The organism is Litchfieldia alkalitelluris (genome assembly GCF_002153425.1).
GTDB classification, from domain to species: domain Bacteria; phylum Bacillota; class Bacilli; order Bacillales; family Salisediminibacteriaceae; genus Evansella; species Evansella alkalicola.
The window spans coordinates 3,671,747-3,691,929 of sequence record NZ_KZ119600.1 but is presented as its reverse complement, the minus strand read 5'-3'; the positions used below and the strand labels follow the sequence as shown (position 1 = coordinate 3,691,929).

The window sequence follows — 20,183 nt, the reverse complement described above, 5'->3', positions numbered from 1 at the left end:
TGGTTTTTTTATGTGCTTTGATTTATTGAGCTGGTGTATTGTCTAGTGCTTTGTCCGATGTGGGTGATGAGGGGGAGAGCCTCGATGTGAGTTTACTATCCTTCGATTTTTTGCAAAAATAAAATGTATGATCGTTTTTGCTAATATATTTTTTGAAAATAAGCCTCTAGTCTTAGTTATAAACGGCCTCCAGTCCGTATCAGATTAATTTCAGCTCCACTAAAATAGAATTAACAACAAGAACTGAAAAACATACCTGAATATATGAAACTTTTTTTTATGTAACTCGGTAGTATATAGTAAGGGAAAAAATTCAAGTATGATCACTTGAACGCATGAAGGTAGGCTATGTTTTTCGAGAATGAACAAGAATGTACACATAACCAGCATGTTGTGGACAAATACTGAAATTATATTAGAGGAGGAAATTTTCATGCAAGAAGAACGTAAAATGATATTAAAGATGATTGAAGATGGTAAAATCTCTGCGGAGGAAGGCTTGCAGTTGTTAAATGCTTTAAAGGAAGATAAAGGCACTGACAGTAAGCAGAAAGAATCGGTGACTCAAGATACATCAGAACGCTCTATTTCACGAGATGTAGATTGGGAGAGCGGAGCAAACTATCGTAAAATGGAATCAAAAGCAACATCATTTGCAACTCGGTTCTCTGAGTTTATTGAAGATGCGGTGCAGAAAATAAAAGAATTTGATCTAGACTTTAACTTTGGATCTTCTGTGGAGATTCAACATGTATTCCAGCATCGTGATGCGACGGTGAAAAATGTTGAAATTACGGTGGAAAATGGAAGCGTCTCATTCCTACCTTGGGACGAAGATGATATCCGTGTGGAATGTAATGTAAAAGTGTATAAGGTGAACGATTCAGATGAAGCCCGTCGTGTATTTTTAGATGAAGTATACTTTGATACTGCCAATGAAAAAATGCGATTTGAATCACGTAAGAAGTCTATGAAAGTAAACACAGTTGTATATGTTCCGAAGAAGGATTTAGAAAAAATTAAACTATACACATTTAATGGAAAAATAAGTGGTGAAAATGTTGCGTTTACTGAGAAGTTTGAAGCGCAAACTGTGAATGGCCGAATCAACTTTGAAGAGCTTAGTGGAGAAGTGGTTCGACTAGAGACAGTAAATGGAACAATATCTGTTGGTAAACTTGTGTCAAACAATTGTGACGCCAAAACCGTAAATGGAACGATTGCATTAAGTGCTACAAAAGGTGACCTTGAAATTGAAACATTAAATGGCACCATAAACTATACACTGCTTGAGCCAGCTGTGAGTAGAGTATATATGAAGACAACCACTGGAAGTGTCATGGTCCATGTCCCTAATAATGTGAAAACGGAAGGGGAAATTAAAACCACAGTTGGTGGTATTAACTGCGATCTTCCACAGTTAACGGTTCTTGATGAAGTAAAAGAGTTTGGTAATAAAAAAATGTCGTTTTTATCTAATAAGAATGGGGAAAGTGGTTTATACGTTGAAGCCGAAGCGACAACTGGCTCTATTAATTTGCGCAACTAATGAGGCAAATAAAGAATAAAGAGATAACCTAGCTAATGGCGAAATATAAAATTAGCATACTGTAAACGAAATTTTTCGTGCATGCAGTAAAGATATAGGACAGAAAGGGGAGTGGTCATCATGAGACGCTTATATCGAGCAGTAGATGATCGCATGATCGCAGGTGTGTGTGGCGGATTAGGTAAATATTTTAATATTGATCCAACGATTGTCCGTTTAGTAACTGTAGTATTAGTGTTAGCATCAGTAGGTGGCGTATTTTTGGCATACTTTATAGGAGCCATCATTATTCCGAATGAAACGGACAGATCTTAATGAGTTGGATTATCCAAATTCTTGTCAATGCTGCGGTCCTCCTAGTTATCTCCCACTTCTTTAATGGTTTTGAAGTGTCAGGTATCGCAGCAGCTATCTTAGCAAGCTTTATTCTTGCGTTAGTAAATATGGTTGTAAAGCCAATTTTAATTGCACTAACACTTCCACTTACTGTACTTACCCTTGGATTGTTCTTGTTTGTGGTGAACGCCATCACACTTTGGCTTACCTCAATCATGATGGGAAGTAGCTTTGTAATCGATGGATTTGGCATGGCAATCGTTGCAGCCATCATATTTGCTGCATTAAGTTCCCTAATCCATTCCTTTGTCGTAGACCCTGTGACGAAGCGATAATATGTTTTAGGAAATTTGATTTTCTTAATTTGGTTGGGGAGTTTGGTTGATGAGTAGCGGGTTATGAGTTACGGATTTTGATTTGCGGAATATGAGTAGCGGATTATGCTTTGAGAAATAGAAGTAAAAATTAATTAGATTAGGTGATTCCCCCCTTTATATAAAAAAAGCATGCGGTATGGACTCAAATTTTTATGGGTCTAGCCGCATGTTTTTGTTTCTTGATGATTTGTGGTTTATTTATATTGTAATTGTCATCTAAAAATGGTGTAGTGGATAAAATGTAGATGGAATTATGTCGTTAGATGCGATTGGTGCGGACAAAAGGCAAAGGAAAAGTGTAAGAAATGTCCGCAGATGCAGTGGGAGCGGACAAAAGGCGAAGGAAAAGTAGATGAAATGTCCGCAGCTGAAGTGAGTGCGGACAAAAGGTAAAGAGAAAGAAGGTGAAATGTCCGCAGATGCAGTGGGAGCGGACAAAAGGCGAAGGAAAAGTAGATGAAATGTCCGCAGATGAAGTGTGAGCGGACAAAAGGCAAAGGAAAAGCAGCTGAAATGTCCGCAGATGCATTGCCTGCGGACAAAAGGTAAAGGAAAAGAAGTTAAAATGTCCGCAGATGCAGTGGGAGCGGACAAAAGGCAAATGAAAAGCAGGTGAAATGTCCGCAGATGCGGTGGGAGCGGACAAAAGGTAAAGAGAAAGCAGGTGAAATGTCCGCAGATGAAGTGGGAGCGGACAAAAGGCAAAGGAAAAGAAGTTGAAATGTCCGCAGCTACGGTGGGAGCGGACAAAAGATAAATGGAAAGCAGGTGAAATGTCCGCAGGTGCAGAGTGTGCGGACAAAAGGTAAAGGAAAAGTGTAAGAAATGTCCGCAGATGCAGTGGGAGCGGACAAAAGGCAAAGGAAAAGAAGTTGAAATGTCCGCAGCTACGGTGGGAGCGGACAAAAGATAAATGGAAAGCAGGTGAAATGTCCGCAGGTGCAGAGTGTGCGGACAAAAGGTAAAGGAAAAGTGTAAGAAATGTCCGCAGATGCAGTGGGAGCGGACAAAAGTAAAATGAAAAGAAGTTGAAATGTCCGCAGATGCGGTGGGAGCGGACAAAAGTAAAATGAAAAGCAGGTGAAATGTCCGCAGATGCAGTGGGAGCGGACAAAAGGTAAAGGTAAGAGAAGTTGAAAAAACTAGCCCGCCCCCCCGACTCCCAACCCCTATAAATTGAGGCTAAACTCGAGTTTTCCCAACGCAAATAGTACAATCATCGCCATATCATTTCAATGTCAACTGGAAAATTATTTTAACGTGAGTAATCGGGTATGATAAAATGAGAGGTGTGTTTTTAAAGGAGGTTAACTTTACAATGGTAAAAGTTACTGCAGAGAATCTAATAGAAGAGTTTAATTTAGAGCTGATAAACAGTGAGGAAGAAATTGCATACAGACCAATTACAACGAGTGATATATCGAGGCCAGGGATGGAGATGGCGGGGTATTTTACCTACTATCCTGCTAAGCGTATTCAACTTCTTGGTAAAACGGAGCTATCCTTTTTTTCAAAATTAACGAACGAAGAAAAAAAGGATCGTATGGTTCGGTTATGTACATATGATACGCCAAGTGTCATCTTGTCACGTGGTTTAGATGCTCCTGAAGAGCTTATTGACGCGGCAAATGAAGTTGGGGTTCCAGTTTTAAGATCTGATATGACGACGACGCGCTTGAGTTCCCAAGTTACAAACTACTTAGAGACGCAGCTTGCACCTATGACTGCCATGCATGGGGTATTAATTGATATATATGGCGTTGGGGTTCTTATTACAGGCTCCAGTGGTGTAGGTAAAAGTGAGACTGCTCTTGACCTTGTGCGCAGGGGGCATCGTCTCGTTGCTGATGATTCGGTTGAAATTAAGCAGGAGCATGATGGTGTCCTAGTTGGACAAGCGCCTGACCTTATTAAGCATCTACTTGAGATCCGAGGACTAGGAATTATTAACGTGATGACATTGTTTGGGGCTGGTTCAGTCAGAAACTTTAAGCGGATAGGTTTATCGATTCACCTTGAGCTTTGGGATCAGAAGAAACAATATGATCGTCTTGGTTTAGAGGAGGATATGTTAAAAATATTTGATACGGAGATTCCTAAAATGACAGTACCTGTTCGCCCAGGTAGGAACCTCGCTGTTATTATTGAAGTTGCTGCAATGAACTTCAGGTTGAAGCGAATGGGGATTAATGCAGCTGAAGAGTTTACGGAAAAACTCGCAAATGTGATCGAAGAAGGAGACCGCGACGAGTATTAATTTTTATGGGCTATCTCATCTTCATGAAATGTTCATATTTGTATGAGAAGATGTTTATTGAAGGCTCTCCTTTTGTTAAAAATGTTGCAATTCAAATCACAAGTGGAATGCTAGTTTGTATGTTAGAGTGAAGAAGGGGGAAAGCTCCTTTTCTTCACTACAGGAAGTAGAATAAAGCGGGGTGGAAGTATTGTTTTTATTAGGGACCATTCAACCATTGAATCCAGTGGCCTTTGAATTAGGACCGTTAACCGTTTATTGGTATGGATTGTTAATTGGTTTAGGGGCATTTTTAGGATATTTATTAGCAAATCATGAAGCTCAAAAGCGAGGATTGCCAAAGGAGCTTTTTGCAGATTTGCTACTGTTTGCTCTCCCTGCAGCTATCATTGGGGCGAGATTATATTACGTCATTTTCAGATGGGAGCATTTCTCCCACAACCCAATCAGTGCTTTTTACATATGGGAAGGTGGCTTGGCCATTCACGGTGCTTTGATCGCTGCTGTGCTCACGGCCGTCATATTTGCGAAGGTGCGAGGGTTTTCTTTTTGGAAGATTGCTGACATCGCAGCACCGAGTATTCTTCTAGGTCAGGCAATAGGCCGATGGGGGAACTTTATGAACCAGGAGGTATATGGTGGAGAGGTTTCTAGAAGTTTTTTAGAAAACCTCATGCTCCCTGAGTTCATCATTAACCAAATGTACATTAACGGTGTTTATTATCAACCGACGTTTTTATATGAATCGTTATGGAATATCGCAGGTGTTGCCCTGCTGCTCTATTTACGTCGAGTGAACATGCGTCGTGGTGAAATGTTCATCACGTATGCAATTTGGTATTCTGTAGGACGCTTTGTCATTGAGGGGATTCGAACAGATTATTTACTCATTTTCGGAGTTTTAAAGACTGCACAAGTAGTGTCCATTCTTACGATTATTGGCGGAATAATTCTTATTATCTATCGACGAAAAAAAGGGTTGGCGAATGAGCGCTATCTTGATGAAGAGCCAAAGGTGAATCAGGCAAAGCCAAGTAATAAAAAAGGGAAAAAGAAGTCATCACGTGGGAAAAAGAAAAAATAAATTTTGACAGTTTGATTGGATTTTTACCAATGTGCTTGAGTAATTAGATATTTCAAACTTCTAGAGTAGGTGGTGTTTTGGATTCTCTGTCCTTGACGCCACCTTTTTTTTCGCAAATAATGGCTATAGTGATGCTGTAAAAAAATCGTCAGCAGTTAAGGAAGTATGAATTCGTTTCATTTAGCTAAAACATAAAAGAGGAGGGCCCAAAGTGAAGAAAACACTAATAAACGGTTTAAAAGTGGGACTCCAAACTACTTGGACACTAGGAAAAATTATTTTTCCAATCACTTTAATTGTGACAATTCTTGGATATACACCAGTGATGGGGTGGCTCACCTCACTCTTAGCCCCATTAATGGGTTTCATCGGCTTAAGTGGCGAGGCATCGATTGCACTGGTATTGGGAAATGTCTTGAATTTATATGCTGCAATTGGGGCAATACTCACCATGGACCTGACAGTGAAGGAGGTTTTCATACTAGCAGTCATGCTTTCCTTCTCTCACAATCTATTTGTTGAATCTGCAGTAGCAAAACAGGTTGGGGTAAAAATATGGATCGTGCTTCTAGTGCGAATCGGGTTAGCTTTGTTTTCTGCATGGCTAATTAACCTCGTTTGGCAAGGAGGCGGTGAAATTGCGAAGTATGGACTTGTCCCTTCTAGTGATGGAGAACAAGTGACAGGCTGGGGAGCCATTGTACTGCAAGGTGTAGAGAGTGCGTTTTTTGGTATTTTACAGCTGGCGATCATTGTGATTCCTATTATGGTATTTATTCAAGTGATGAAGGACTTAAAGTGGCTTGAAGTATTTTCACGATGGACGGCGCCGTTTACACGAGTGCTTGGTATACGGGAAAACACGTCTACGACACTCGCAGCAGGACTGGTTTTTGGCCTTGCCTATGGAGCTGGGGTGATGATTCAAGCAGTGAAGGAGGACGGGGTCAGTAAAAAGGATATTTACCTTGTCATGATTTTCCTTGTTGCGTGTCACGCAGTTATTGAGGATACACTGCTATTTGCGCCGTTAGGAATTCCATTATGGCCTTTATTACTTATCAGGCTTGTGACGGCTATTATTTTGACAATGGCTGTGGCGTTGATTTGGAATAGACTTGAGAAAAATGGTAAGTTATCTACTTCTTCGTTGGGGCAAGGAGATAAAGACTTGGAGTACCCAAGGGAGAAAAGTTCATAAAATATTCGGGGACCTGGTCCCGTAACTTTTTGGTAACTATGGTCCCATCATTATATAAGGAGTGGACAGGCATGACAGAAAGCAGCGGTAACAGAAAAAGTAAATTACAATCGGTAGACACGATTTTATTTGACTTAGATGGGACATTAATCAATACAATTGATCTTATTGTAGACTCTTTTTTACATACAATGGAGCAATATTATCCTGGAAAATATAAGCGGGAAGATGTCGTATCCTTTATTGGACCACCATTGTCCGAAACGTTTGAAAAGCTGGACCCTGAAAAGGTAGAAGAGATGACAAAAACATATCGTGTCTTCAATCACGCTAAGCATGACGAACTTGTAACTGAATATGAAGGGGTCATAGATACATTGGAAGCTCTTCATAAGGAAGGTTACAAGATGGCAATTGTGACGACGAAGCTTCGAGAAACAGCGTTGAAAGGTATGAAGTTGATGGGGATTGACCGTTTTTTTGACATCATCGTCGCCTTAGATCAAGTAGAAAATTATAAACCACATCCAGAGCCACTGGAAAAAGCGATGAAAGCACTGGGCTCTGTCCCTGAAAAAACAATGATGATTGGTGACAGTCAGCACGACATTCTTGGAGGGAAGAACGCTGGGACATATACAGCTGGAGTATCTTGGAGCATTAAAGGGAAAGAATTCCTTAATTCCTTTGAGCCAGATGTGATGCTAGAAACAATGCCAGATCTTCTTGAAGTCTTGGGTATCCGAAACAAATAGGCTGTGTTGCTATGCGGCTATTGGGCTGTTGGGATGATCCTTTTTTGGACGAGTTTGAGATGGATTGATTGATTGAAAAATGAGGTGGGTTTATGAGGAGAACAACACGCTATCCCGTGTCGGAGTCAAATTCCCTTTGGCAGCTATATAAAACTGTGCCATTCTGGAAAGTAATGAAAAACTTCATCGTGATCCAAATGGCAAGATATACACCGTTTATATCGATGAAAAATTGGCTTTATCGGACTTTTCTTCGCATGAAGGTTGGGGACAAGACAGCTGTGGCACTAATGGTGATGATGGATATTATGTTTCCAGAGAAGATATCTATTGGGAAAAACTCTATCATCGGATACAATACTACGATACTAGCCCATGAATACTTAATAACGGAATACCGCCTAGGAGACGTTAATATTGGTGACAATGTGATGGTCGGTGCCAACTCCACTATATTGCCAGGTGTGAACATAGGGGACGGATCTATCGTTTCCGCTGGTACGTTAGTCCATAAAGATGTTCCAGAGGGTGCCTTTGTTGGTGGCAACCCAATGCGAATCATTCGAACGAAAGAACAGATGGAAAAGGTAAGTATGGGAGAGGATTTGGTACAACAGGTGGATTCTCTGTTGGAGGAAGAGAAGAGAAGACTTTGAGAAGAAGTCTTTGTACTTTGTATAGAGGGTAAAAACTAAAATAATACACAAAAAAGAGACTAGTATTTTTGTCTCTTTTTTTTTAGTTCCTATTAGCGACGGCGAAGTAACGCTCTCTTTTAAAAGAGCGAAGTTTTGGGTATCCACGCAGCTCAATGAAAATACGAAAGTCATAGAAAAATGAAACTATAATATTTGGCCACCTGTTCTGTGGTATAATTTCTGAAAAGTATGACGAATGATAAGGAGTTTAGAATAATGAATTATTCATGCTCAGATATAGATGAGATGATAACTTATATACATCGAACATATTAATAACTTTCTAGACTACCCCATCAAGCCTCATAAAGTACACATCATTTTTAATATGACAAATAGGTTCAGTAATGGAAAGATAGACTCTGCTTCAAGAGTCATCCTTGCATCACCTAATACCATCTATCAGGCATTCGCTTCCTTCACTGAGAGACAGGCTGTAGAGGTCTTTCTGAAAATAGGTACTAAAATCATTACAACTATAAATTTAGTTACTATTTTTCTAAACAAATGTAAAGGAATGTTTGTTGCTATCAAATATCTGGAAGGAGGGTTTTAAATGAGTAATTCTACACGAGATATTTATAATAAGTTAGCCCCTACATATAAGTATGATGTTGATGAGGGGAGTCCTTATAACGCTTATTATGAACGCCCATCCATGATGGCGGCTTTGCCCTCAAAAGTAAAAGGAATAAAGGTGCTTGACGCTGGTTGTTCTGCTGGCTGGTATTCTTCCCAATTAGTGAATCAAGGAGCAACAGTTACTGGAGTAGATGTAAGTCCTGAAATGGTGAAAGCAGCGAAGCAACGTTTTGGTGGGAAGGTGAAATTCCTTTGTCATGATCTTCAAGATCCTCTTCCGTTTAAAGATGATTCCTTTGATTTAATTGTAAGCTCACTTACACTTCATTATATAAAGGATTGGACTTGTACATTTCAAGAATTTAACCGTATTCTAAAAGCTGGCGGTACGTTTTTATTTTCTGTCCATCACCCATTTATGGACTTTACAAGATTTGATTGTGAAGATTATTTTAAAACCCAATTATTATCAGAAACATGGAACAAACCTAATATTACTATTGATGTCAGCTTTTATAGAAGACCGATGCAAAGCATCATAAATGAAACTACTCAATTTTTCAATCTATGTGAGTTGATTGAACCTAAACCGCAAGAAAAGATGAGAATGATTAGAGAAGAGTCTTATTACTATCTCATGACAACTCCTCATTTTCTTATAATAAAAACTACGTCAAAAAAGTAATGAAAAACTAATAATTGAATTGAATTGAGATTTTCTTCTCTTCCTTAAATAGGTATTACATTATTCGTTTATAGGGGGATTTAGATGGATATTGGAAAAGAATATTTGAGGATTGTAATAGAAAGATTTAAGAATGTAAAAATCCTTGGAGATAAGACGTTAAACCAACTATCAGAAGAGGAGATACATTGGAATTGTAAAGTTGAATCCAACAGCGTAGCCATAATAGTTAAGCATTTAAGCGGAAATATGGTTTCAAGGTGGAGTGACTTTTTAACTTCAGATGGGGAAAAAGAATATAGAAACCGTGACGATGAATTCATTGATGATATTAATACAAAAGCTGAATTACTAAATGTTTGGGAAGTAGGTTGGAAAGTTCTTATCGATACATTAACTGATCTAAGAGATGAAGATTTATTAAAAAATATTAATATTCGTGGAGAAAGTCATTTGGTATTAGAAGCTATTGAAAGGCAAATGGCACATTATGCATATCATGTCGGACAAATTGTATATATTGGAAAACAACTAAAAGATAATGATTGGGAAAGTCTTAGCATTCCGAGAGGGAAATCTGAAGATTATTTAAAGGAAATGCTTGAAAAGCACCAAGGTAAATAACTTGAGGTTTTGTACTAAAGAAAATCAACGGTAGTTGAAGATGAAATCTATAAATTAAAATTTAAAGAACCGACTGCACCGTGTAGTTGGTTCTTTTATATGTCATGCTAGCTTAGCTTACTATTTGGAAGAGTAATTAGAGTGATGTGTGACGGAGTGTAGTAAACATTTCATTTATTGAGATTATTTTGAAAGTGAAGAGGGATCAAAAAAGACTAATTTACTTCTTTTAAGGGTATAGGTGGTTGGCTGCAAATTGACTTCCACTATAATAGGGCAGGGTAAATAAAATATAAGGATTAGCATTTTTTGGTTGACGATTAGCATATTCCCTTGTAAACTACTACATAACATCTTTACTGCATTATCACATTAGCAAACTAAAGTGAAAGTACTGCACAGGAATCAAATATACAATCAAAAAACACAAACATAGTAGCAGAACAAGGTAATAAACGAATTGTCTAGGTAAATGATATTTTAAAATAGTCTTTACTTTCAAAAAATACTAAAATAATGAGACAATAAGGATAACTTGCTGTACGAATAGATAGAGCATTAAAAGTTCACAAAATCTTCAGGGACCTGGTCCCGCACAAAAAGTTCGGGGACCAGGTCCCGTAAAAATACCAACAAAAAGTTCGGGGACCAGGTCCCTGACAAATATGGGGTGAATCAAGAGATGAGCAAATTATTTATGTTTGAAAAACCGATCGGAATGAAGGATACACTACCAGAGTTATATCAGATAAAGAAACAGGTGAAGGACAGCATCTCAAAGGAAATGGCCCAATGGGGATATGCACCGATTGAAACGCCAACTTTGGAGTATCATGAAACGGTTGGCTCCGTCTCTGCGATCATGGATCAGCAGCTATTTAAGCTTTTAGATCAAGAAGGAAACACACTGGTGTTAAGGCCTGATATGACTGCTCCTATTGCTAGAATCGCTGCCTCCACATTAAATACAGCAGAACGACCACTAAGGTTGACTTACGATGCGCCAGTTTTCAGAGCGCAGCAGCGAGAGGGTGGATCGCCTGCAGAATTTGAACAGATTGGCGTGGAGCTTATTGGTGACCACTCCAATAGTGCGGACGGGGAAGTAATCGCCTTGATGATGTCCTCTATTGAAAAGGCTGGACTCAGTAATTATCAGATCGCGATTGGGCATATCGGCTTTGTGAATGCATTTCTATTTGAAGTACTTGGAAACGAGCAGCGCGTGGAAGCATTTAAACGCTATCTTTTTGAGAAAAATTACGTAGGTTTTCGTAAAGAGGTGGATCAGCTTCCACTGTCATCAATTGATCAGAAGCGACTAAAGGACCTTCTTACCTTAAAAGGAGGACCTGAGATCATCGACAAAGCTCAAACGATCATTGAGAGCAACGAAGCAAAGAAAGCACTAAGCCAACTAGAACAATTAATAAATGTACTTGAAGCATACAACTTAAAGGATAATGTCCTCATTGATTTAAATCTTGTCATGCATATGAGCTATTATACAGGCGCCGTTTTTGAAGCTTACAGTGAAGGGTTAGGCTATCCGATTGGGAGTGGAGGGCGCTATGATGGATTGCTTGAGCAATTCCATCGACCAGAGCCTGCTACTGGTTTTTGCTTAAGGGTAGATCGATTAACCGAAGCTTTGGGAAAAACAAAGGAGTCAATCACGAACGATGTTTGTATTATTTTCAGTAATGAGCGACGAAAAGAAGCGATGAATCGTGCCATAGATCTGCGTCAGGAAAATCGTACGGTCGTGATGCAAGATTTAACGGGTATCTCCAATGTGGACGCCTATTCAGCACAGTTCAAAGAGGTCATTTATTTTGTTGGATCCAATGGGAATGGGGGAAGCTTTTCATGAGCGAAGTACAGAACAGTCAGGACAACAACAGTATCAAGAGCAATGCCCAAAATAACACCATCAATAAGACCAAGAACAATGAATTATTAACCGTGGCGATGCCAAAAGGCCGTATTTTTGACGAAGCAGTGGCTCTTCTCAGAAAAGCAAATTATCCACTGCCCCCAGAGTTTGATGAATCTCGTAAATTAATTATAGACAGTCCAGAAGCGGGCATGCGCTTTATCTTGGCAAAACCAATGGATGTCCCAACATATGTGGAGCACGGAGTCGCAGATGTTGGAGTCGCTGGGAAAGACGTGCTCATCGAAGAAAAGCGAGATGTATATGAAGTACTCGACTTGAAGATTAGTGAATGTTATATGGCAGTTGCAGCCCTGCCAACCTATAATCCCAATGCTGACATTGCGCCAAAAATCGCGTCGAAATATCCGAACCTTGCCTCCTCCTATTTTCGTGAGCAAGGAGAGCAAGTTGAAATTATCAAGCTGAACGGATCCATTGAATTAGCCCCTATCATTGGTTTAGCTGACAGAATTGTAGATATTGTATCAACAGGGAGAACCTTAAAGGAAAACGGCCTTGTTGAAATAGAAACAATGATGCCAATTACATCAAGATTCATCGTGAATCCAGTGAGCTATAGAACAAAATCTGAGCAAATTGATGACATGGTAGAGCGGATTGCAGCAGTGGTGGAAGGGGAGAACGCATAGTGAAGATTATTCCATTAACGGATGAGGTCAGTTTAAGAAGGTCCATCGATCAAGGAACGGAGGACCAGGTACTTGCAGTAAAATCCATTATTTCAGAAGTGAGGAATCGTGGAGATGAAGCACTTCAACAATTTACAGAAGTGTTAGATGAGGTAAACCTGTCCCCTTCCCAATTTAAAGTTACGGAAGAGGAAATGCTCAACGCTTATGCCAATACTGATGAAGAAACGTTAACCGTTATAAAAGAGGCCATTGCAAATATCCGAGATTTTCACTCCCGTCAAGTACAGCAATCGTGGATGACGACGAAACAAGATGGTACGATCCTAGGTCAGAAAGTTACGCCGTTGGACGCTGTCGGTGTTTACGTACCTGGAGGACGTGCTGCTTATCCATCGACGATTATCATGAATGTTGTTCCAGCACAGGTTGCAGGAGTGGAACGAATTGTGATGGTATCTCCTCCACAGAAACCTGACGGAACCTTGAATGATACGGTTCTTATTACTGCTGCAGAGCTTGGAATTACTGAAATCTATAAAGTCGGTGGGGCTCAAGCCGTGGCTGCATTGGCATATGGAACAGATACCATTGACCCAGTGGATAAAATCGTAGGACCAGGAAATATCTATGTTGCCTTAGCGAAACAACAAGTTTTTGGCACAGTAGCCATTGATATGATTGCTGGACCGAGCGAAATTGTCATTCTTGCTGACAGCAGCGCGAATCCAAAATACATCGCCGCAGATCTCCTGTCGCAAGCAGAGCATGATCCAATGGCTTCCGCAGTCCTCGTTACGACCGATAAAAAGGTAGCCGCAGCAGTTGCAGAAGAAGTGACAAAACAGCTGACCAATTTGCCTAAAGAGGAAATTGCGGCTCAGTCCATCAACGATTATGGTGCCATCTATTTAGCAAAAGATATGGCAGAAGCTGTTCAAGCTGTGAATGATTTAGCAGGAGAACATTTGGAGATCCTTACAGAAAACCCGTGGGCTATATTACCACAAATTCGCCATGCAGGGGCAATCTTCCTAGGGGAGAACAGTTCAGAACCAGTGGGAGACTATTTTGCAGGTCCAAACCACGTGTTACCTACGAACGGAACAGCAAGATTTTCTAGCCCATTAACAGTAGAAGATTTCACGAAAAAATCAAGTATCATCTCATATAGCAAACAAGCGATTGAAGACAATGCCCATAAAATTGCAGCATTCGCCAGACTAGAAGGATTAGAAGCGCACGCAAGAGCAGTGGAAAAACGATTGGAGGACAATGACAATGAGTAAACGGGAAGCAACCATAAAGAGAACAACGAACGAGACACAAATCCAACTAACCTTTGAAATCGATGGTGAAGGAAGGGCAGAGCTGGATACAGACGTACCATTCATGACCCATATGCTTGACCTGTTTACGAAGCACGGATTGTTTAACACAAACATCGTGGCCAAAGGCGATGTGGAGATCGATGACCATCATACGACAGAGGATATAGGAATTGTTTTAGGTGAAGCGTTAAAGACTGCTTTAGGGGATAAAAAGGGGATTAAGCGCTACGGAAACGCGTTTGTACCTATGGATGAGGCGTTAGCCCAAGTAGTTGTGGACCTTTCCAATCGGCCACATCTCGAATTTAAAGGAGAACTGCCATCGCAAAAAGTAGGCACTTTTGACACGGAGTTAGTGCATGAATTCCTTTGGAAGCTAGCCCTAGAAGCTAGAATGAATCTTCACGTTATCGTTCATTATGGTACAAATACACACCATATCATTGAAGCAATCTTTAAAGCACTGGGGCGCGCACTCGATGATGCAACACAAATTGACCCACGAGTAAAAGGTGTTCCTTCAACGAAAGGAAGTTTAACATGATAGGCATTGTCGATTACGGTATGGGCAATCTTCATAGTGTCACGAAAGCACTTGAAAGAATTGGTCACACCCCTTTTGTATCAGAAGATCCAGCTGAATTAAAAAAAGCGGAGCGTCTTATTTTACCTGGGGTAGGCTCCTTTCGAGACGGAATGGAAGAGCTCTCGAAGCGTGGGCTTACAGCTTTCCTTCAAGAATGGGCGGCAAACGAGCGACCGCTATTAGGTATCTGTTTAGGGATGCAATTACTGTTCGAACAAAGTGAAGAGAACGGAGAAACAGAGGGGTTAAGCCTCCTTCCAGGGAGGGTGATTCGGTTTTCTGGGATTACTTCTGACGGGGAACGTTACAAAGTACCACACATGGGGTGGAATAAACTACGTTTTCACCAAGAAGGTCATGAAATCTTAAAAGGTCTAGCGCCTGGACATGTTTACTTCGTTCACTCGTATGTTGTGCAGTCAGAGGATGAGTCGGTACTTATTGCATCAGCTGAATATGATGTGCAGGTCCCAGCTGTTGTGGCGAAAGGGTCTGTATGGGGAACTCAATTTCACCCGGAAAAAAGCAGTACTCTTGGAATGCAAATGTTGCGGAATTTCACGTCAGATGTGGGGAGTGAAGGTCGTGTTTACAATTTATCCGGCAATTGATATTCGAGGCGGGAAGTGTGTCCGTCTTTTACAAGGTGATTATGAGAAAGAAACGGTTTATGGAGATTCTCCTTATGATATGGCATTAAGTTTTGCGGAAAATGGGGCGGATTGGATTCATATGGTGGATTTAGACGGTGCCAAGGAAGGCGCGCCAGTGAATGGGGAAGTGGTTCTACAAACGGCACAGGAATTGGCGGGACGTGCAAAGGTTCAGGTTGGTGGCGGCATCCGAACGCCTGCTGATGTGGTGAAGTATTTAGATGGTGGTGTTTCACGGGTCATTCTCGGCAGTGCTGCTATTTCCAATCCTGTGTTTGTGAAGGAGATGCTTGCTTTGTATGGTGGGGAGCGCGTTGCCATTGGGATTGATGCCCGTGATGGTTATGTTGCAACTCACGGGTGGCTGGAAACGTCTGAAGTGAAAGCGGAAGAATTGGCAGTAGAATTAGTCCGATATGGTGCAGAAACATTTATTATGACAGATATTTCACGTGATGGCATGCTTTCTGGCCCAAATACGGAGGCAATTGCGAGTCTCGGAAAAATCACAGGGAAACAAGTGATAGCTTCTGGTGGAGTGAAAGGTATAGAGGATATTCAAGAATTATGCCGTCGCTCAGGTGAGGGGATTGCAGGGGCCATTATTGGAAAAGCGTTATACACAGGGCGTATTTCCTTAGGAGATGCGTTGGAGGAGGCGAAGAAGTAATGCTTACAAAGCGAATTATTCCATGTCTCGATGTGAAAGAAGGTCGTGTTGTAAAAGGGGTACAGTTCGTAGATTTGCGTGATGCTGGGGACCCAGTAGAGCTGGCAGCGTTTTATGATGAGCAAGGTGCTGACGAACTCGTTTTTCTAGATATATCTGCTTCCCACGAAGGCCGAGAAACGATGGTTGACGTGGTAGAAAAAGTGGCTGGTACGTTGGCCATTCCCTTTACAGTAGGTGGAGGAATTAACAAGCTTGAGGATATGAAGCGTATTCTTCGGGCAGGCGCTGATAAAGTAAGCTTAAATACAGCTGCAGTTTTGCGTCCTGAGTTAATTCAGGAAGGGGCTGATTTTTTCGGTTCTCAATGCATTGTCGTAGCGATTGATGCCAAGTGGGACGACGAGCTAGATTCATGGCGTGTCTATACACATGGTGGTAGAAAACCAACGGAGCGTGACGTAGTTTCTTGGGCTAAGGAAGCAGTTTCCCTAGGTGCTGGGGAAATTTTATTAACGAGTATGGACCAAGACGGGGAAAAAACAGGTTTTAACTTATCGCTGACACGTGCAGTAAGTGAAGCCGTTTCCGTTCCAGTCATTGCTTCAGGTGGTGCAGGTTCAAAAGAGCATTTTTACGATGTTTTTGTAGATGGAAAAGGTGATGCTGCCCTTGCTGCTTCCATTTTTCATTACAAGGAAACGTCTGTAGCAGAAGTGAAAGCTTACTTGAAGGAAAAGGGGCTCGAGGTGCGATGAGTATGAATACGGAAGAGAATGTTAATGGTGAAAAAGGAAAGTTATCGTTAGGTAATTTAAATATCGCGGATCTTAAATTTGATTCGAACGGCTTAATTCCAGCTATCGTACAAGACTATCAGAGTAAAGAAGTGCTTACTCTTGCTTATATGAATGAGGAGTCTTTGAAAAAAAGTGTAGATACTGCTGAAACGTGGTTTTATAGCCGCTCACGTCAAGAGCTTTGGCACAAAGGAGCCACTTCGGGCAATACACAGAAGATTGTAGAGCTTCGACTAGATTGCGATAAGGACGCCATCGTTGTTCTTGTGGAACCTGCTGGGCCTGCTTGTCATACTGGAGCTTATAGCTGTTTTGAAAATGTTGACTCTAGCGGTGAGAGTAGTGCTGGAGTTGGAGTAGTTACAGAGGGAGTCGAAGAGGCGAGTATAATGTCTGATCGATTTAAGATTATTAACCGGTTGGAGCAAGTCATTGCCGAAAGGGATGGAGAACGTCCTGAAGGATCTTATACCACGTATTTATTTGAAGAGGGTGTGGATAAGATTTTGAAGAAAGTGGGAGAAGAAGCTTCGGAAGTAATTATAGCAGCTAAAAACAGGTCCAAAGAAGAATTAACTTGGGAAAGTGCAGACCTTCTGTTTCATTGGCTCGTACTGTTACGAGAGCAAGGGCTTCCGTTGGATAATGTGCTAAAACGACTCGAAGAAAGACATGGAAAATAATAAATATGTCACAAATATGTACGGGACCAGGTCCCCGAATAATATTTCGGGGACCTGGTCCCGTAGGGCATTTGTATGAATAAAATGAACATGGTATAATTCATATGTTATGGGATGATTTTTGTAAAGTATTTATATAATATAGCTAAGTTGAAAGACCCTTTTTTAACAGTAGCCATATAACTAAATACAAATTAAATGATTATCGTATCGAATGGAATTCATATATTGTAAAATTTTTATGAGATATAGATGGGGGGTTACTAAATGCGCGAATCTAAAAGTAATAAAAGAGGGAATGTTGTTTCTTTTACACAGGACGGTTCCTTTTTCTATAAAAAAGGTGTGGAAGCATACCAAAATGATGAGTTAGAGCAGTCAATTGACTATATAAAACGTGCGATCGAAATAGAACCTGATGAGCCAGTCTTTCTTTGTCAATTAGGTATTATCTATGGCGATCTTCGATACTATGAAGAGGCGAATGAATGCTTGGAAAAGGTTGTATCAGAACTAGATGAATCAATGGCAGAATGCTATTATTTTATGGCTAATAATTATGCTCATTTATTGAAGTTTGATGTGGCGAAAGTGAGGGTACAAAAGTATCTCGAGCTAGACCCAGAAGGAGAATTTGCTCCCGATGCGGAATCTCTCCTAGAGATTTTTCTAGATCCAGGGAGGGATAAACTTCTTGATGGAATGATGTTACCTTATCGAAAACCAGCAGATATCATTGTCGACCATATTAACCGTGGGAAATTTGAATTGGCGGAGGAAGACGCAAAAGAGCATTTAGGAGAAAACCCCACTGATTGGGACATTTATGCCTATTTGGCTGAAAGTTTGATGTATCAAAATAGGCTAGAGGAAGCGAAAAAGATATTACAGGACCTTCTCATTAAGGAGGAACCAAATTTCCTTGCTCAATGCTTAATGGCAAAGCTCTTTGTTATGGAAGGGAACCCTGATAAAGAAATTTGGAGAAATAATTTAAAAAACCTTCGTCCAATGAAGGATTGGCATTGTTATTATTTAGCTAAGGCCCTTTTCTTTGTCGGAGAGTACTCACGGGCATATAAATGGTATAAGAAGCTCTATCAAGCAAGTGACTTTTATAAAACGCCACCGTATTTTCACCAAATGGCAATTGCAGCTTGGAAAAATGGTAATAAGAAGAAGGCGAAAGAGTTATGGGAAAAAACTCGTACCATTGATCAGGAAAATGAACAAATTTCCAATGAGTATTTGAAGGTTTTATCATCAGCAGGTGATGGTGTTATTCCAGAAGATAGATGGTTTATTTATTCTGTACCAACTTTGGTTGAATGACGGGAAACGGATAAGCAAATAATATGTACGAAAGAAGGAGAGAATAGTTATCTAATTCTTTCCTTTTATTTTGCTATTTTGCTACCATGAGTATTGCTGTAATGTAATTGAATTCGCTACACGCTACTCGCTTTCACGCAATGTACAAGGGCGACATCTGCTCATAACTAAGGATCACAGTGTCTTCTTTGCCGTGGGCGGCTGGTGAGCCTCCTCGATGCTTTGCACCTGCGGGGAGGAGGAGACACAAATTTGTAACAGTGATTTGTGAGCAGAGTTTTGGACTTCGGAACTAATTTTTCATAGGATAGACTTAAGATGAAAACAATAGATATAGGATAATCCGCTAGGGGAGATGGAAATAATGAGTGAAGAAAAAATTTATGATGTTGCCATTATTGGTGCTGGACCGGCTGGAATGACGGCCGCTGTATATACATCAAGGGCTAATTTAACAACCGTTATGATCGAGCGTGGAATGCCTGGTGGTCAGATGGCGAACACGGAGGATGTTGAAAACTATCCGGGATATGACAGTATTTTAGGACCGGATTTATCTAATAAAATGTTTGAACACTCGAAAAAATTTGGAGCAGAATATGCTTATGGTGATGTGAAAGAAATCATCGATGGGAAAGCATATAAGCGTGTCGTAACTGGTAATGGAGAGTATAAAGCTCGTTCCGTGATTATTACAACAGGTGCAAAATATAAGCATTTAGGTGTTCCAGGTGAAGAGGAATTGAGCGGTAGGGGAGTATCTTACTGTGCCGTATGTGATGGTGCCTTCTTTAAAGAGAGGGAGCTAGTTGTAGTAGGTGGAGGCGATTCTGCTGTAGAAGAAGCAGTTTACCTTACAAGATTCGCAAGTAAAGTAACTATTGTACACCGCCGTGATGAGCTACGAGCACAAAAAATCCTCCAAGACCGTGCATTTGCGAATGACAAAGTAGAATTCATATGGAGTCATGTTGTAAAAGAGATCAATGGTAAGGATGGAAAAGTAGCAAGTGTAACTTTAGAAAGCACGAAAGATGGGTCTGTGAAAGAATTTAAAACGGATGGTGTATTCGTTTATATTGGAATGCTGCCAATCAATGAGCCGTTTCTAAACTTAGGGATTACAAACGCTGATGGTTATGTTGAAACAAATGACGAAATGGAAACAAAAATTCCTGGTATTTTTGCAGCAGGAGATATTCGTGAGAAAACGTTACGTCAAATTGTAACAGCTACAGGTGATGGTAGTATTGCAGGACAAAATGCTCAACATTATGTGGAGAGTCTTTTAGAAGAATTAAATGAACAAAAATAAATGTTAAATATGATGAACTGCAGAACTATAAAAGTGGGTTCTGCAGTTTTTCATTATAATAATTTTTTTTCTCATT

20 protein-coding genes are annotated in these 20,183 nt (G+C 40.4%); all 20 read left to right on the top strand.

Annotation, left to right across the window (positions count from 1 at the left end; all coding sequences use genetic code 11):
- The first annotated feature begins 433 nt into the window (after nt 1-433).
- The 20 genes from BW724_RS17775 (at nt 434) to trxB (ending at nt 20,107) form a co-directional block, all read left to right on the top strand.
- Nucleotides 434-1,549 (top strand): DUF4097 family beta strand repeat-containing protein, encoded by a 1,116-nt coding sequence (locus BW724_RS17775; RefSeq protein WP_088076484.1) that lies wholly within the window; start codon nt 434-436, stop codon nt 1,547-1,549.
- A 120-nt stretch (nt 1,550-1,669) separates the two neighbouring features.
- Nucleotides 1,670-1,864 carry a PspC domain-containing protein gene (locus tag BW724_RS17770; RefSeq protein WP_088076483.1) on the top strand — a complete coding sequence of 65 codons (195 nt, stop codon included), beginning with the start codon at nt 1,670-1,672 and terminating at the stop codon, nt 1,862-1,864.
- Nucleotides 1,864-2,220 carry a phage holin family protein gene (locus BW724_RS17765; RefSeq protein WP_088076482.1) on the top strand — a complete coding sequence of 119 codons (357 nt, stop codon included), beginning with the start codon at nt 1,864-1,866 and terminating at the stop codon, nt 2,218-2,220. Before BW724_RS17770 ends, BW724_RS17765 begins: the two co-directional genes overlap by 1 nt.
- 1,360 nt (nt 2,221-3,580) lie before the next feature.
- Nucleotides 3,581-4,519, top strand: coding sequence for an HPr(Ser) kinase/phosphatase (hprK, locus tag BW724_RS17760; RefSeq protein ID WP_088076481.1), 939 nt, complete (start codon nt 3,581-3,583; stop codon nt 4,517-4,519).
- 190 nt (nt 4,520-4,709) lie between these two features.
- The gene (gene lgt / locus BW724_RS17755) at nt 4,710-5,603 is read left to right on the top strand and encodes a prolipoprotein diacylglyceryl transferase (RefSeq protein WP_088076480.1); all 894 of its coding nucleotides are present in this window, start codon (nt 4,710-4,712) and stop codon (nt 5,601-5,603) included.
- A 211-nt stretch (nt 5,604-5,814) separates the two neighbouring features.
- Nucleotides 5,815-6,804: a nucleoside recognition domain-containing protein gene (locus tag BW724_RS17750; RefSeq protein ID WP_088076479.1), complete on the top strand. Its 990-nt coding sequence runs from the start codon at nt 5,815-5,817 to the stop codon at nt 6,802-6,804.
- 71 nt (nt 6,805-6,875) lie between these two features.
- Entirely contained in the window at nt 6,876-7,559 is a 684-nt protein-coding gene (gene ppaX / locus BW724_RS17745; RefSeq protein WP_088076478.1) for a pyrophosphatase PpaX, read from the top strand.
- A 92-nt stretch (nt 7,560-7,651) separates the two neighbouring features.
- Complete coding sequence (locus tag BW724_RS17740) at nt 7,652-8,215, top strand: acyltransferase (protein WP_088076477.1); 564 nt, start codon at nt 7,652-7,654, stop codon at nt 8,213-8,215.
- 598 nt (nt 8,216-8,813) lie between these two features.
- Nucleotides 8,814-9,524, top strand: a complete 711-nt coding sequence (locus BW724_RS17735; protein ID WP_088076476.1) for a class I SAM-dependent methyltransferase — start codon at nt 8,814-8,816, stop codon at nt 9,522-9,524.
- Between the two features lie 84 nt (nt 9,525-9,608).
- Entirely contained in the window at nt 9,609-10,148 is a 540-nt protein-coding gene (locus BW724_RS17730; protein ID WP_088076475.1) for a DUF1572 family protein, read from the top strand.
- A gap of 682 nt (nt 10,149-10,830) precedes the next feature.
- Nucleotides 10,831-12,021, top strand: coding sequence for an ATP phosphoribosyltransferase regulatory subunit (locus tag BW724_RS17725; RefSeq protein WP_088076474.1), 1,191 nt, complete (start codon nt 10,831-10,833; stop codon nt 12,019-12,021).
- A gap of 98 nt (nt 12,022-12,119) precedes the next feature.
- On the top strand, nt 12,120-12,737 hold the full coding sequence (gene hisG, locus BW724_RS17720) for an ATP phosphoribosyltransferase (RefSeq protein ID WP_088078031.1): 618 nt from the start codon (nt 12,120-12,122) through the stop codon (nt 12,735-12,737).
- On the top strand, nt 12,737-14,026 hold the full coding sequence (hisD, locus tag BW724_RS17715) for a histidinol dehydrogenase (protein WP_088076473.1): 1,290 nt from the start codon (nt 12,737-12,739) through the stop codon (nt 14,024-14,026). Before hisG ends, hisD begins: the two co-directional genes overlap by 1 nt.
- Nucleotides 14,019-14,612, top strand: a complete 594-nt coding sequence (gene hisB, locus BW724_RS17710; RefSeq protein ID WP_088076472.1) for an imidazoleglycerol-phosphate dehydratase HisB — start codon at nt 14,019-14,021, stop codon at nt 14,610-14,612. Before hisD ends, hisB begins: the two co-directional genes overlap by 8 nt.
- Nucleotides 14,609-15,265 carry an imidazole glycerol phosphate synthase subunit HisH gene (gene hisH, locus BW724_RS17705; protein WP_088076471.1) on the top strand — a complete coding sequence of 219 codons (657 nt, stop codon included), beginning with the start codon at nt 14,609-14,611 and terminating at the stop codon, nt 15,263-15,265. The genes hisB and hisH overlap by 4 nt, the downstream gene beginning before the upstream one ends.
- A complete protein-coding gene (gene hisA, locus BW724_RS17700) occupies nt 15,222-15,977 on the top strand; it encodes a 1-(5-phosphoribosyl)-5-[(5-phosphoribosylamino)methylideneamino]imidazole-4-carboxamide isomerase (protein ID WP_088076470.1) in 756 nt (251 codons plus the stop codon). Before hisH ends, hisA begins: the two co-directional genes overlap by 44 nt.
- Entirely contained in the window at nt 15,977-16,735 is a 759-nt protein-coding gene (gene hisF / locus BW724_RS17695; protein ID WP_088076469.1) for an imidazole glycerol phosphate synthase subunit HisF, read from the top strand. The genes hisA and hisF overlap by 1 nt, the downstream gene beginning before the upstream one ends.
- Before the next feature lie 2 nt (nt 16,736-16,737).
- Nucleotides 16,738-17,460, top strand: a complete 723-nt coding sequence (gene hisIE, locus BW724_RS17690; protein ID WP_088078029.1) for a bifunctional phosphoribosyl-AMP cyclohydrolase/phosphoribosyl-ATP diphosphatase HisIE — start codon at nt 16,738-16,740, stop codon at nt 17,458-17,460.
- Between the two features lie 267 nt (nt 17,461-17,727).
- Nucleotides 17,728-18,792 (top strand): tetratricopeptide repeat protein, encoded by a 1,065-nt coding sequence (locus BW724_RS17685; protein WP_088076468.1) that lies wholly within the window; start codon nt 17,728-17,730, stop codon nt 18,790-18,792.
- Nucleotides 18,793-19,156: 364 nt separating this feature from the next.
- Nucleotides 19,157-20,107 (top strand): thioredoxin-disulfide reductase, encoded by a 951-nt coding sequence (trxB, locus tag BW724_RS17680; protein WP_088076467.1) that lies wholly within the window; start codon nt 19,157-19,159, stop codon nt 20,105-20,107.
- Nucleotides 20,108-20,183: the final 76 nt, after the last annotated feature.

Bases quoted from the DNA above. Each gene is read 5' to 3' on its own strand.
- BW724_RS17775 (WP_088076484.1), top strand. From the start codon at position 434: ATGCAAGAAGAACGTAAAATGATATTAAAGATGATTGAAGATGGTAAA.
- hisA (WP_088076470.1), top strand. From the start codon at position 15,222: ATGTGGGGAGTGAAGGTCGTGTTTACAATTTATCCGGCAATTGATATT.
- hisF (WP_088076469.1), top strand. From the start codon at position 15,977: ATGCTTACAAAGCGAATTATTCCATGTCTCGATGTGAAAGAAGGTCGT.
- BW724_RS17725 (WP_088076474.1), top strand. From the start codon at position 10,831: ATGAGCAAATTATTTATGTTTGAAAAACCGATCGGAATGAAGGATACA.
- BW724_RS17765 (WP_088076482.1), top strand. From the start codon at position 1,864: ATGAGTTGGATTATCCAAATTCTTGTCAATGCTGCGGTCCTCCTAGTT.
- BW724_RS17730 (WP_088076475.1), top strand. From the start codon at position 9,609: ATGGATATTGGAAAAGAATATTTGAGGATTGTAATAGAAAGATTTAAG.
- BW724_RS17685 (WP_088076468.1), top strand. From the start codon at position 17,728: ATGCGCGAATCTAAAAGTAATAAAAGAGGGAATGTTGTTTCTTTTACA.
- ppaX (WP_088076478.1), top strand. From the start codon at position 6,876: ATGACAGAAAGCAGCGGTAACAGAAAAAGTAAATTACAATCGGTAGAC.
- hisG (WP_088078031.1), top strand. From the start codon at position 12,120: ATGCCAAAAGGCCGTATTTTTGACGAAGCAGTGGCTCTTCTCAGAAAA.
- hisB (WP_088076472.1), top strand. From the start codon at position 14,019: ATGAGTAAACGGGAAGCAACCATAAAGAGAACAACGAACGAGACACAA.
- trxB (WP_088076467.1), top strand. From the start codon at position 19,157: ATGAGTGAAGAAAAAATTTATGATGTTGCCATTATTGGTGCTGGACCG.
- BW724_RS17770 (WP_088076483.1), top strand. From the start codon at position 1,670: ATGAGACGCTTATATCGAGCAGTAGATGATCGCATGATCGCAGGTGTG.
- hprK (WP_088076481.1), top strand. From the start codon at position 3,581: ATGGTAAAAGTTACTGCAGAGAATCTAATAGAAGAGTTTAATTTAGAG.
- hisIE (WP_088078029.1), top strand. From the start codon at position 16,738: ATGAATACGGAAGAGAATGTTAATGGTGAAAAAGGAAAGTTATCGTTA.
- BW724_RS17740 (WP_088076477.1), top strand. From the start codon at position 7,652: ATGAGGAGAACAACACGCTATCCCGTGTCGGAGTCAAATTCCCTTTGG.
- BW724_RS17735 (WP_088076476.1), top strand. From the start codon at position 8,814: ATGAGTAATTCTACACGAGATATTTATAATAAGTTAGCCCCTACATAT.
- hisH (WP_088076471.1), top strand. From the start codon at position 14,609: ATGATAGGCATTGTCGATTACGGTATGGGCAATCTTCATAGTGTCACG.